At 73.0% G+C, this 12321-nt stretch carries 13 protein-coding genes and 1 pseudogene; 3 read left to right on the forward strand and 11 right to left on the reverse strand.

What is annotated here, in order from left to right; all coding sequences use genetic code 11:
• Nucleotides 1-52: 52 nt before the first annotated feature.
• The 6 genes and pseudogenes from Q0994_RS25195 to Q0994_RS25220 form a co-directional block, all read right to left on the reverse strand.
• Nucleotides 53-544, reverse strand: a complete 492-nt coding sequence (locus Q0994_RS25195; protein ID WP_299538535.1) for a DUF6099 family protein — start codon at nucleotides 542-544, stop codon at nucleotides 53-55.
• Nucleotides 545-944: 400 nt separating this feature from the next.
• Nucleotides 945-1271: pseudogene (locus Q0994_RS25200) on the reverse strand (nucleotide pyrophosphohydrolase); the annotation flags it as partial.
• Between the two features lie 2 nt (nucleotides 1272-1273).
• On the reverse strand, nucleotides 1274-2437 hold the full coding sequence (locus tag Q0994_RS25205; protein ID WP_299538537.1) for an ATP-binding protein: 1164 nt from the start codon (nucleotides 2435-2437) through the stop codon (nucleotides 1274-1276).
• Between the two features lie 160 nt (nucleotides 2438-2597).
• Nucleotides 2598-3002 (reverse strand): cell division protein SepF, encoded by a 405-nt coding sequence (locus tag Q0994_RS25210; protein ID WP_299538540.1) that lies wholly within the window; start codon nucleotides 3000-3002, stop codon nucleotides 2598-2600.
• A gap of 84 nt (nucleotides 3003-3086) precedes the next feature.
• Nucleotides 3087-3347 carry a hypothetical protein gene (locus tag Q0994_RS25215; protein ID WP_299538543.1) on the reverse strand — a complete coding sequence of 87 codons (261 nt, stop codon included), beginning with the start codon at nucleotides 3345-3347 and terminating at the stop codon, nucleotides 3087-3089.
• 104 nt (nucleotides 3348-3451) lie between these two features.
• The gene (locus Q0994_RS25220; RefSeq protein WP_299538546.1) at nucleotides 3452-4249 is read right to left on the reverse strand and encodes a DeoR/GlpR family DNA-binding transcription regulator; all 798 of its coding nucleotides are present in this window, start codon (nucleotides 4247-4249) and stop codon (nucleotides 3452-3454) included.
• Between the two features lie 234 nt (nucleotides 4250-4483).
• Here Q0994_RS25220 and Q0994_RS25225 point away from each other — a divergent pair, with 234 nt between their 5' ends.
• A complete protein-coding gene (locus Q0994_RS25225) occupies nucleotides 4484-5368 on the forward strand; it encodes an SIS domain-containing protein (protein WP_299538548.1) in 885 nt (294 codons plus the stop codon).
• 149 nt (nucleotides 5369-5517) lie between these two features.
• Here Q0994_RS25225 and Q0994_RS25230 read toward each other — a convergent pair whose 3' ends face one another.
• The 5 genes from Q0994_RS25230 to Q0994_RS25250 all read right to left on the reverse strand — a co-directional run bounded on the left by Q0994_RS25230 (nucleotide 5518) and on the right by Q0994_RS25250 (nucleotide 9818).
• Complete coding sequence (locus Q0994_RS25230; protein WP_299538551.1) at nucleotides 5518-6114, reverse strand: hypothetical protein; 597 nt, start codon at nucleotides 6112-6114, stop codon at nucleotides 5518-5520.
• A 56-nt stretch (nucleotides 6115-6170) separates the two neighbouring features.
• Nucleotides 6171-7277: an iron chelate uptake ABC transporter family permease subunit gene (locus tag Q0994_RS25235; protein ID WP_299538553.1), complete on the reverse strand. Its 1107-nt coding sequence runs from the start codon at nucleotides 7275-7277 to the stop codon at nucleotides 6171-6173.
• On the reverse strand, nucleotides 7274-8311 hold the full coding sequence (locus tag Q0994_RS25240) for an iron ABC transporter permease (protein ID WP_299538555.1): 1038 nt from the start codon (nucleotides 8309-8311) through the stop codon (nucleotides 7274-7276). Before Q0994_RS25240 ends, Q0994_RS25235 begins: the two co-directional genes overlap by 4 nt.
• A 43-nt stretch (nucleotides 8312-8354) precedes the next feature.
• A complete protein-coding gene (locus tag Q0994_RS25245) occupies nucleotides 8355-9404 on the reverse strand; it encodes an iron-siderophore ABC transporter substrate-binding protein (RefSeq protein ID WP_299538557.1) in 1050 nt (349 codons plus the stop codon).
• A gap of 234 nt (nucleotides 9405-9638) precedes the next feature.
• Nucleotides 9639-9818 carry a hypothetical protein gene (locus tag Q0994_RS25250; RefSeq protein ID WP_299538560.1) on the reverse strand — a complete coding sequence of 60 codons (180 nt, stop codon included), beginning with the start codon at nucleotides 9816-9818 and terminating at the stop codon, nucleotides 9639-9641.
• 190 nt (nucleotides 9819-10008) lie between these two features.
• On the opposite strand from Q0994_RS25250, the gene Q0994_RS25255 reads away from it, so the two are divergent.
• Both Q0994_RS25255 and Q0994_RS25260 read left to right on the forward strand, forming a co-directional pair.
• Entirely contained in the window at nucleotides 10009-10482 is a 474-nt protein-coding gene (locus tag Q0994_RS25255) for a MarR family winged helix-turn-helix transcriptional regulator (RefSeq protein ID WP_299538562.1), read from the forward strand.
• A gap of 169 nt (nucleotides 10483-10651) precedes the next feature.
• Nucleotides 10652-12238, forward strand: coding sequence for a DHA2 family efflux MFS transporter permease subunit (locus tag Q0994_RS25260; protein ID WP_299538566.1), 1587 nt, complete (start codon nucleotides 10652-10654; stop codon nucleotides 12236-12238).
• Nucleotides 12239-12321: the final 83 nt, after the last annotated feature.

Consider the following 12321-nt stretch of genomic DNA (forward strand, 5'->3'; position numbering starts at 1 on the left):
CCCCGCCCGGACGACCGCGCGACGCTCGGCCCCACCCCGGCGCACCCATGCCTTACCCCCGCAGTGCGCCGTACGGGCCGTCCCGCTCCCTCGCCCGGTCCCGTTCCTGGTCGGTGAGGCGCCTCAGCATCGTGTGGAGGTGGTCCACCGATTCGTCGGCCGCGTCTATCGCCTCTATGCACTGCCAGTACAGGGAGTCGTCCCCCGTCTCGCAGGCCACCGCGACCAGGGCGATGCCCACGTCGCCGAGGAGCAGGCCGAGCCCCGTCAGCGTCGACCGCACGTCGGCGACCTCCGTGAGCCGGGCGGCCCTGGCCCCTCCGGCGGGCACGGTCGGATGGTCCGGCCCCGCCCCGGCGGCCCCGCCGGTCTCACTGAGCCCACGTGCCTCGGCGCGCAACTCGGCGGGTCCGGCGGCGGCCAGCCGGGCGCCCACGGCGGCCGCCAGCGTCTGGGCCTGCCAGACCTCGGCCATGACGTCGGGCGCACTCCGGCTCCCGGCGAGTGCCCGACGGCACATGTCGACAAGTCGTTCCGCTTCCATGGTCTTCCCCCGTCCGTACGAAACGCGCTCACCTCGTTCATTACCCAGCGTGAGGTCGACAGCACCGAAAGACCAGAGGAATTCGGAAATCTGTGGATACCAGATCTCATGTGGATAACTCGATCACTCCGAAGAGTGATGCCCAGGGGTGGGAGAGCGGACTCCAAGGTCGGGCCGGACACGGGACCCCGGTCCGCCGCCCCGGACCGGCGGCCGGGCGGCTCCGGCGCACGCCGCCCGGCTACTCCCCCGGAGTCGCGCTCTCGCCCGCCGCGCCCCCGCCCGCGACCACCCCACCGCCTGCCCGGCCGCCGCCCGCACCCGTACCCCCGCCCGGCCGGCTGTCCCCGCCCACACCCGTATCCGTACCGCCCGCGCCGTCCGTACGCCCCCCGCCCCCGGCCCCCGGCACGGGGAAGCGCGACTCGTTCCGCTCGATCTTGGCGGCCAGCGCCGCCGCGGGGTCCACGCCCAGCACCGTGCAGAGCTGGAGGAGATAGGCGAGCACATCGGCGATCTCGTCCTCGACGCGGTGCGCCGAGCCCGGGTCGTCCATCACCCGTGCCGACTGTTCCGGCGTCAGCCACTGGAAGATCTCCAGCAGTTCGGACGCCTCGACGCTGAGCGCCGCCACCAGGTTCTTCGGGGTGTGGTATTGCTCCCAGTCGCGCGCCGCCGCGAACGCGGTCAGCCGACGGCCGAGTTCGGTCAGATCGATGTCGTCCACGGTCACAGGTCTACCACCGCCGCCCCGGGCACCGTGCGGGCCGCCTCCCCGGCCTCCGCGCCGACCGCGGCCAGCAGCCGGGTGTGGCCGTCCCCGCAGACCGTGGACGCGAGCCGCAGCAACTCGTCCGCCTGGCGCCCGTCGAGACCCCGGTCCAGTCCGTCCGCGAGCACCGTCAGCACCCGGACCGCCTCCGGCACCTCGGCCGGGGTGTCCACCTCCAGCACCGCAGGACCGTGCAGCAGGGCGAGTGCGAGGGCGAGGTAGCGCAGTTCGCCGTCGCCGAGCAGCCCCAGCCGGCCGCTGCGTCCGTCGTTCCGGCCCACCGAGGCGTGCACCGTCCCGTCCCCGGCGTCCTCGGGCGACAGCGCCGTCACCGGTTCCGCGAAGCCCGCGGAGGCCACCGACACCAGTCGGGCGTGCCGCACCGCGTGGCGGGCCCTCGTGCGGCCGAGCACCGCGGCGATGTTGTCGCAGCCGCCCCGCAGCAGGTCGTCGCCGAGCAGTGCCGGACCGCGCATCCAGGCCGGCTGCGGGTCGCAGACGAAGGCGGAGTGGAGTCCCACCACGACCTGTTCGGCGGCGGCCAGCACCTGTAACTGCCCCGTCGTGGTGCCCGCGACACGCAGCGGCAGCAGGGCCGTGCCGAGCCGGTCGTCGGGGAACGGGGCGCGGGTCACCGGAACGTGGCCCGCCGTGTGCCAGGCGGCCTGGACGGTGGGCCTGCGGGGGTCGCGCAGGGCGGTGGAGAGCAGCGTCTCGCCCCCGCCGGTCAGCCGTTCGCCGACGATCCGCAGGGTGGGCTCGGCCTGGACGGCCAGGTCCAGGCAGACGGGTCCGGCGGGCCCGTCGACGGTGCAGCCGATCCGGAATCCTCGCCGCCCCTCCGCGTCGGGCGCCCCCCGTTCCGGGATGTTCCCCGAGGGGTCGGGGAACACCTCGTCCAGCGGCAGTCCCGCACCCAGCCGGGCCAGCGCCTCGTACGCCTTGAGGGCCACGGACTTGCCGCTGCCGCTGGGGCCCGTGAGCACCGTCAGCGGCGCGAGGGGGATCACCGTGCGCCGGTGGGGACCGAACGCCGCCAGGCGCAGCTCCGTGACGACGGGCCTGAGCTGCGGGGCGGCGCGGGGCGGGCCGGCGGTCGGGCGGTGGGTTCTGGTGGTCATGGGCGGACCGTACGCACGCCCCGGTCCGGCGAACCGTTTTGCCCGTCCCAGCTTCCTACGATCGGGGTACGGCACGGTACGGAAATCAGCGCGGCCGGCCCCGTCCCCCCGCCGTCCGTCTCCGGCGCGGTCCGGGTGCGCCGCGGGGCTCACCGCCGGTTCACTCGTGGGTCACTCCGGCGGGGGTGACGCCTTCCACCTCCATGCCGAGCGGGGCCAGCAGGAAGACGTTGCGGTCCACCCGGTGCATGGCGCTGCCCAGCCCGAACACGACACCGCTGCTGAAGTCCAGAATGCGCTTGGCCACGTCGGACTCGGCGGCCGTGAGGTCCAGCAGCACCGGCACCTGCGCCACCAGGTACTCGGCCACCTCGCGGGCGTCCGCGAACACCTGGACCCGCAGGACGACGAGCCGCCGCTGCTCCTCGGGGACCTCGGTGGGGACGGTCTCGTGGTCGACGCGCGAGGGCCACTCGTTGCGGCCCCTCAGGGGCACCACCTGCGCGAGCCCCTCCCACTGCGCGTCGGTGGCGTCATACCTGTCATACCTGTCGTACCTGCTCACCGAGCCACCCCGTCCGTGCTCCGGCCGTCCGTGCGCCTGTCGCGCCTGTCCTGCCTGCTGTTCATCGGGCAATCCTCTCGCCCCTCACCCGTTCGGCGTACCAGCGACACGGCCGGGAACGGGATCGGCAGGCCCACGGTACGAGATTCCGGGCACTTCGGGCGCCGCGGCCGGGGCCCGGCACGGGCCCTCGATCTCGTCGGCGAGCACCGCGACGTCGGCCATCAGCGCGAGGAGGTCCGGCGGCCCGGTGCCGTAGAGGTGCCGGTAGTCGGTGCCGACCGACGTGCCGCGTGCGGGCTCCGCTGTGCGTGTGTGGGCGTTGGCCGTGGCGCGTGCAGGCACGCGACGTGCGGCGCGCGGCCTCCGGCGCGCCCGGCGGCGCGCCCCGGCCCGCGGACGCGCGTCAGGGGCTGTGCGACCTCCAGCGCGGTGCCCCCGGCCCGTCCTCACACCACCACGACCTCCACGCCGCGCTCCGCCAGCAGCTCCGCGGCCCGGTCCCCGATGCCCGCGTCGGTGACCAGGACGTCGACGCGGTCGAGGGCGCAGACGCGGGCGAAGGCGCGGGCGCCGATCTTGGTGGAGTCGGCGGCCACCACCACTCGCCGGGCGCGTTCGGCCAGCAGCCGGTTGGTGCCCGCCTCCCCCTCGTGGTGGACGTACGCCCCGGTGACGACGTCGAGGGCGTTGACGCCCAGCACCGCGGTGTCCAGGGCGATGTCACGCAGCACCGCGTCGGCCAGCGGGCCGGTCAGCTCGTAGGACTGAGGCCGGGCGACGCCCCCGGTGACCACCATCTTGATCTGCGGACGGATCGTCAGCTCACCGGCGATGTTCAGGGCGTTGGTCACCACCGTCAGGGCGGGCCGTCCGCCCGCCGCCCCGGCCTCCCCGACGATGTCCGCGCGGACGGCGAGCGCGCGGGCCACCTCGGTGACCGTGGTCCCGCCGGTCAGGCCCACCACGTCGCCCGGCGCGATCAGTTCGGCGGCGGCGCGGCCGATGGCCCGCTTCTCGGGGGCGCGCCGGCCCGTCTTGTAGCGGAGGGCGAGCTCGTAGGCGACGCCGTGGGCCACCGCGCCGCCCCTGGTCCTGGTGAGCAGCTGCTGCTCGGCCAGTTGGTCGAGGTCGCGGCGGATCGTCGCGGCCGAGACGTCGAGTGCGGTAGCGGCGTCCTCGACCTCCACCCGGCCGTGCTTGCCGACGAGTTCGAGCAGTGCGTCCCAGCGGGCGTCCCTGGACACGGGTGCGTATCTCCTCCCGTCCGGCGCGCCGCCGCTGAGCCCCGAGGGGGACGGGGCCGTCGGGGGCCGGACAGCCGCAAGCGTCGCACAGTCGCGAACCCGCTGGCCCTCTCGGCCCGGTGACCGGGCGCCTTCCGACGCATGCTTGATTTTGCTCGTTGCACACGGCTAGCGTGCAGTTTCGAACATGTAACTGCCTGTCAGGCAGCTTTACCGATCATGCGGAGTGCAGACGTGTCGTTCGTCGAAACCGAGACAGCCAGTCAGCCCTCGTGCTGGCGCCGCGCCGCCGCCCTCGCCGGCGACCACGAGGAGACCCTGCCCGCAGCGGGTGAGCGGGTGGCGGTCGTCGGGTGCGGCACCTCCTTCTACATGGCCCAGGCGTACGCCTCGCTCCGCGAGGGTTCCGGCCAGGGCGAGACCGACGCCTTCGCGGCCTCGGAGTTCCCCTTCGGCCGCGGCTACGACCGGGTCGTCGCGCTGACCCGGTCCGGCACCACCACCGAGGTGCTCGACCTGCTCACCCGCCTCAAGGGCACCACCCGCACCGTCGCTCTCACGGCGGACCCGAACACGCCGGTCAGGGCGGCGGCCGACGACCTGGTGGTCCTGGACTTCGCGGACGAACGCTCCGTCGTCCAGACCCGGTTCGCCACCACGGTCTTCACGCTGCTCCGCGCGCACCTGGGGCTGCACACCGAGGAGGCGGTCCGGGACGCCGGAACGGCTCTCGCCGAGCCGCTGCCCGAAGGGCTCCTGGAAGCGACGCAGTTCACCTTCGTCGGACGCGGCTGGACGGTGGGCCTCGCCAACGAGGCGGCGCTGAAGATGAAGGAGGCGTCGCTCTCCTGGACCGAGTCGTACCCGGCGATGGAGTACCGTCACGGCCCGATCAGCATCGCCACCACGGGCACGGCGACCTGGATGTTCGGCGCGGCGCCCGAAGGGCTGGCCGACCAGGTGCGCGCGACGGGCGCGCTGTGGGTGGAGAGCGGCCTCGACCCGCTGGCCGACCTGGTGCGCGTGCAGCGGCTCGCGGTGGCCCGCGCCGTGGCCGCCGGCATCGACCCGGACCGGCCCCGCCACCTCACCCGCTCGGTGGTCCTGGACGAGGGCTGACGGCCGGCACGAAGCGTGTCCCGTACCCGTACCCGTGGCGCTCAGGGGTACGGGTACGCGCGGGCGTGGACGAGCGGCCCTCGGCGCGCACCCGGGGCCGCGGGCCGCCGCCAGGACACCTACCGGTTCAGGACCGGCTCAGGACCGGCTCAGGACTCTTCGAAGTACGAGTCCAGCACCGCGTCCAGCTCGTCGGGCCAGGACTTCAGCCGGTCCCGGCTCTCCGCCTCGACCTCGGCGTTGAACCACCGGCGCGTCGACAGGTGCACGGTGATGGTGAACCGGCGGCCGAACCGGGCGGACTTGGACTCGACCGCGCCGATCTCGGACCAGTCGAACTCGGCCTCCTGGTCGTCCAGCGTGAAGCGGACGCCCTCCGGGCCCACGCGGATGGACCCCCGGCGGTCGCTGACCTCGAAGACCGGCTGGTCCTCGTCCGCGGCGGCGCCGTCCGTGTCGGACGCGTCGCCCTCCACGTCCGCCTCCGCGGCTGTCTCCGCCTCGGCCGTCGCGTCCTCGGGCGCGTCGGCCCCGGTGTCCCCGGACGTCCCGCTGGTCTCGTCCCTGCCCGGCACCCGATCTTCGGGCACCCCGCCTTCGGGCGTCCGGTCTTCGGGCGCCGGGCCGGCCGCCTCGTCCCCGTCCTCCGATCCGACGGAAGTCGGGGCCGTGAGGCCGGGGATGAACGCCGGATCTGTTCCTGCGGCGAACACGGGCTTCTTGTTGGAATCTATGCTCTGCTCCACGGCGCGAAGTATGGACGACGAACCTGTACGGGGCCAGTCACCGCGGCGCTCCCGGTTCACAGGACGCCCCGACGCCATTCCCTGACCAGCAGATGGCCCAGGTACAGCCCGCCGATCGCCATCGTGTAGATGCCCACCGGCAGGTCGTCGAAGAGCGGCAACTGCTGGGCGCACAGGTCCGCGACGACCAGCAGCAGGGCGCCCGACAACGCGCCGAGCAGCAGGTGCGGACCGGACGCCCGGGTGAGGCGCTTGGCGACCTGGGGGGCGGTCAGGGAGACGAAGGCGATGGGCCCGGCGACCGCCACGGCGCCGGCCGACAGCACGATCGCGAGGACCACCGCGAGGCTCTTGGTCTTCCTCGGTTCCGCGCCGAGCCCTTCGGCGATCTCGTCGCCCATCTCCACGACGGCGAGCCGCCGGGCGACGGCCGCCACGAACGGCGCGGCCAGCAGCAGCACCACGCCGATGGTGGCGGCGTCACCCCACGAACGCGCGGTGAGGCTCCCGTTGACGTACGAGGTGAGCGCGGACGCCTTGTCGCGCTCGATGGCGTACACGACGTACTGGGTGACGGCTCCGCCGATCGCGGCGACGCCGATGCCGGCCACCACGAGCCGGGCGGGGTTGCGGAACCCGGTGCCGGTGGACACGTGGACCAGCGCCATGGCGACGACCGCGCCGAGCAGCGCGCCGACCGCCACCGGGACGTCCCCGGGGAAGTACATGGCGACGATCGCCGCGCCGGCACCCGCTCCGGCGGCCAGGCCGATGACGTCCGGGCTGCCGAGGGGGTTGCGGGTGACGGACTGGAAGAGCGCGCCGGAGAGCCCGAGCGCCGCGCCGGTTCCGAGGGCGACGACCAGCCGGGGCCCGCGCAGCCGCTCCAGTACGAAGTGGTCCTTGCCCTCCGCACCGCCGGTGAGCGCGGTCGGCAGGTCGGCGAGGCCGACGCCCAGCCGGCCGAGCGTCAGCGTGGCGACGCAGGCGGCGAGCAGCAGGACGAGCAGCACCAGCGCGACCACGACGGAGACCCGTCGCACCGGCAGCGCGATGCTCCGGCCGATCCGGAGATACCCCTTCGGACCGGATTTCCCAGACTTTCCGGACTTCCCGAGCCGCCCGGACGTGTCGTCGGGACGGGTGCCGGCGGTGGCGTTCATGCGGTGCCCCTCATCCTGCGTACGGCGACGAGCAGCGCGGGCGCGCCGATGAAGGCGGTCACGACGCCGACCATCAGTTCGGTGGGCCGCATGACGACCCGTCCCACCACGTCGGCCAGGAGCAGCAGGGTGGGCCCGGCGAGGGCCGAGAACACCAGTTGCGCCCGGAAGTCGACGCCGACCAGGGCCCGTACGACGTGCGGCACGGCGAGTCCGACGAACGCGACCGGGCCGACGGCCGCGGTGGCGGCGGCGCTCAGCAGGGTCGCGGCGATCAGGCCGCCGGTCCGGGTCCTGGCCGGGCGGGAGCCCAGGGAGACGGCGGTGGCGTCGCCGAGGGCGAGCGCGTTGAGGCCGGGCCCGAGGGCGAGCGCCAGCAGGAGGCCGGTCGCCGCGAACGGCAGGACCGACCAGAAGACGTCGAAGTCCCGTCCGCCGAGGGCCCCGACCACCCAGTAGCGGTAGCTGTCGAAGACCTTCGGCTTGCTGAGGGTGACCGCCTGGATGTACGCCGTGAGGACGGCGGAGAGCACCGCGCCGGCGAGGACCAGCCGCACCACGCCGTTACCGGAACCTGCGGATCCGACGACGTGCACCAGCACTCCGGCGAGGAGCGCGCCCGGCAGCGCCCACCACATCGTCGCCGTCGAACCGGAGGCGCCGAACCACGCGGTGGCGGTCACGATGCCCGCGGACGCCCCGGCGTTGATGCCGAGGAGGCCCGGTTCGGCCAGCGGGTTGCGGGAGACGCCCTGCATCAGGGTGCCGGCGACGGCCAGGGAGAGCCCGGCGAGCACGCCGAGCGCCGTGCGGGGGTAGCGGCTCTCGACGATGGCGGTGACGTTGGGGTCGGCGCTGCCGGTGAGGACGTCCAGCACGTCGCCGAACGACGTGCTGCGGCTGCCGAACATCACGCTGGCGCAGAGCGAGAGCGCCAGTGCGGCGAGGGCGACGAGGAGGAGGAGCGCCGTACGGGCGGCGCCGGTACGCGGGGTACCGGCGCCGCTCGCGGGCGCGACCGTGGTGGTTGCCATGAGGTGGACCGGGGCTCCCGGGGGCCGAGGGCTGCTGCCGGGGCTACTTGCCGGCGGCGGCGACGGCCTTGTCGATGAGCGGGAGGTAGCGCTCGATGACCCACGGGACGGTCAGCGGGTTGATGATCGAGGAGGCCGTGACGAAGGGGTTGTCGTTGCTGGCGACGATCGCCCCGCTCTTGACCGCCGGCATCGCGGCGTACAGCTTCTGCGCCTCGATCTCCTTGCGGGTCTTGGCGTCCGTGTAGAAGGTGAAGAGCAGGTCGCTGTCCTTCAGCTTCTCGGCGTTCTCCAGGCCGATGAGCGCGGAGTCGGTGCCCTCGGTCTCCTTGAAGGTGTTGACGACCGGGTCGACGGTCAGGCCGAGCTTGGAGACCATGGTCACCCGCTGCTCACTGGGCTTGAAGATGCCGAGGGTGCCGGGGCCGGAGGTGTAGATGTACGAGAACGTGACGTTCTTGTACTGCGGGCGGCTCGCGGCGGCGTCGGAGAGCTGCTTGTCGATCGTCTTCTTCAGGCCGTCGGCGTCGGCGGTCTGGCCGAGCGCCGTGCCGATGATGTCGATCTGCTGGTCCCAGTCCGTGCTCCAGGCCTGGTCCGGGTAGGCCACGGTGGGCGCGATGTCCTTGAGGACGTCGTACTGCTTCTGCGTGACGCCCGACCAGGGGGCGAGGATGACGTCGGGCTCCAGCTCGGTGATGGCCTCGAAGTCCAGTTCCTCGCCACCGGTGAACTGGGTCGGCAGCTTGTCGCCCTTCTTCTTGACGGCCTCGTTGATCCACGGCAGGTAGCCGGAGTCGTCGCTGCCCCACTCGTAGCTCTCGATGCCGACCGGAGTGGTGCCGAGGGCTATCGCGGTCTCGGCGGACCCCTGGCCCAGCGTCACGACGCGCTTCGGCTTCTCGTCGATCGTCGCGGTGCCGAGCGCGCTCTTGATCGAGACGGGGAACGCTCCGTTGCTCTTCGCGGCGGCCGCGTTCTTGGTGTCCTCGCCGTCGCCGTCGGAGGAGCAGGCGCCCAGCACCAGGGTGAGGGCTGCGGCCGCGGCGGAGGCGGCGATCGTACGACGGCGCGCGCGAAGGGTCCCGAACATGGAGTTCCTCATGGTTCTGTGGTGGAGCAGTAAAAGTTAGGTAAGGCTAAGCTATGCGGAACCCAAGGTTCAACAGGGGGTGGGGTAACGATCCGCAAGGCGCACGCGCACCGTTGCGCGCCGGTTCACCGCACCGGGACAACGGGCACGGCGGGATGCGCGGAAGGGGCGGAAAGCGCCCAGCCTGTCGGCACGCACCCGGGGAAAAGGCCGTGAGGGAAGGGCCATACCGCCCTACGCCGCACCCCGCCCCGCGCGGAACCCGCCGTTCGGGGCAGCGGGTCGGGCGCTCGGGGCGGCGGGCCGGGCCGCGGCGCACCGGCGGTCGCTGGAGTGGATGCGGGGCGCGAGGAGGAGGCCGAGGAGGAGGGAGGCGGCGGACCAGACGAGCAGCACGACGCATGCGGTGGTCACGAGGGCCTCGATTCCGCGGAAGGGGGCGGTGCGGCGATCTTCTGCCACCTTGCCCGGATGGCCGCCAGTATCCCTGTGAGCAACGTCACCGTGCACCTTGCGTCAACACGCCTCTCACCACCTCCCCTGGCGAGTGACGACCAGGTTAGCTATGTTGACATACCTATTTCTCCATACTTACACTCCTCATATGACCTCCACCAGCGCGTCCCCCCAGGACCTCGGCCGGATCGCCTCCGCGATCACCACGGCCGTGCCCGCGCTGCACCGGGCCCTGGACCGGCGCGTCCAGCAGGACTTCCCGCTGCCCAAGCCCTCCGACGGCCAGATGGCGCTGCTCCGGCTCGTCCGCGAGCACGACGCGATCACGGTCCGCAAGGCGGCGGAGGCGCTGCTGATGAAGCCGAACAACGTGAGCGCCCTGGTCTCCCAGATGGTGGTCGACGGCCTGCTGGAGCGGCGCCCCGACGCGGCCGACAAGCGCGTCATCCACCTGTGCCTCACGGACCTGGCGCTGTCCCGCGTCACCGAGGTCGAACAGTTGATGGACGGTTACGTCGTCGAGGCGCTGCACAGCCTGAGCGACGGCGAACGCGCCGCCATCGGCTCGGCGCTCTCCGCCCTGCGCACCCTGACGCACCACCTGCACCCCGCCGCGCACTGACCCTCCCCGCCTCCGGCGGCCACCGGGCCGCGCGGCCGCGTGCCGGGCGTGTCCCTGCTCCCGTACACCCCGGGGCGGACGCGCGCCCCTCCCGTACCCCTCGTACCGCCCTCGGCGGGTCCCGTCCCGGGCCCGTCGCGGATCCCTTCCCAGAGAACAAGGCACTTTCATGTCCTCCACCGCCGTGGACCGTCCCACGCCGCCCGCCGGCGCCCCGCCGGAACCCGCCCGCGGGCGTCGCGCCAACCCCTGGCTGACGCTCGTCGCCGTCGCCTTCGGCCTGTTCATGGTCGGCCTGGACGGCAGCGTCGTCTCGATCGCCAACCCGGAGATCGGCCGCGACCTCCAGGCTTCGACGAGCGACCTCCAGTGGGTCACCAACTCCTATCTCCTCGCGCTCGCCGCCGCGTTGATCCTCGGCGGCAAGCTCGGCGACCGGTTCGGCCGGCGCACCTTCTACATGGTCGGCGTGGCGGGCTTCACCCTCGCCTCGGTCGCCATCGGACTGATGCAGTCGGTCGAGGGCGTCATCGCCTTCCGGGCCGTCCAGGGCTTCTTCGGCGCGCTGCTGATGCCGAACACCCTCGGCATGCTGCGCGCGGTCTTCCCGCCGAAGAAGTTCGGCATGGCCGTGGGCATCTGGGCGATGGTCTCCTCGGTGTCCACCGCCCTCGGCCCCATCGTCGGCGGACTGCTCGTGGAGCACGTCAACTGGGAGTCCGTCTTCTACATCAACGCCCCCATCGGCATCATCGCCCTCGTGGTCAGCGCGATCGTGCTGCCGCAGAGCAAGAGCCCCACGGGCCACCACCGCTTCGACGTCCCCGGCGTCGTGCTGCTGGCGCTCGGCATGCTGGTGCTGGTCTTCGGCGTGGTCAAGGGTGAGACGTGGGGCTGGAGTTCCGGCTCGACCCTCGGAACGCTCGCGGCCGGCCTGGTGATCCTGGTGGCGTTCGGCTGGTACGAGACGCGGATCGAGCACCCGCTGCTGCCGATGCGCCTGTTCCGGAGCCCCGCGCTCACCATCGGCACGATCATCACCGCCATCAACTTCTTCGTGCTGCTGGGCTCGATCTTCTTCGTGATGCTGTACCTGCAGAACGTGCGCGGGTTCACCCCCGTGGAGGCGGGCGTGCGCACCCTGCCGCTCAGCCTGGCCTCGGTCGTGGCGTCGCCGCTCGGCGCGAAGCTGACGGAGAAGTTCGGCGCCCGGCTGACGATGCCGCTCGGCATGGTCCTCCAGGGCGGGGCGTCGTTCGCGATGCTCGGCTGGGGCGTGGACTCCTCGTACACGGCGCTGTGGCCGTGCTTCATCGCGCTCGGCCTCGGCGTCGGCATGGTGATGGCCGCCTCCTCCGACGCCATCGTGGGCAACGCCCCGGTGCGCGACGGCGGGGTCGCCGGCGGTCTTCAGGCGACCGCGCTGCAGATCGGCGGCGCGCTCGGCACCTCCGTGCTGATCTCGCTGATCAGCAGCCGGGTCGGCTCGACCCTCACCGGCGAACTGACCTCGGCCGGTGTTCCGGCCCCCGTCGCGCACGGGCTGGAGAGCGCCAAGGACGCGGTGTCGATGGGCGTGTCGCCGGTCTCCGGCGACATGCCGGCCCAGCTGAAGTCCGCGGTGATCGAGGGCAGCGGCCAGGCGTTCATGAACGGCGTGCACACCTCCGCGCTGGTGACCGGGGTGCTCTGCCTCCTCGGGGCCGTCGTCGCCGTCGTCGGCGTACGGCGCAACCCGGAGGCCGCCGACCACTGATCCCCGCCGGCCGCCGGCCGCCGGCGGCCCGCCCGCACGGGAACCGCGCAGGGGCCCGGTCCGGACGCGCGGGCGCCCCTCCC

The organism is uncultured Streptomyces sp., assembly GCF_947488945.1.
Taxonomy (GTDB): Bacteria; Actinomycetota; Actinomycetes; order Streptomycetales; family Streptomycetaceae; genus Streptomyces.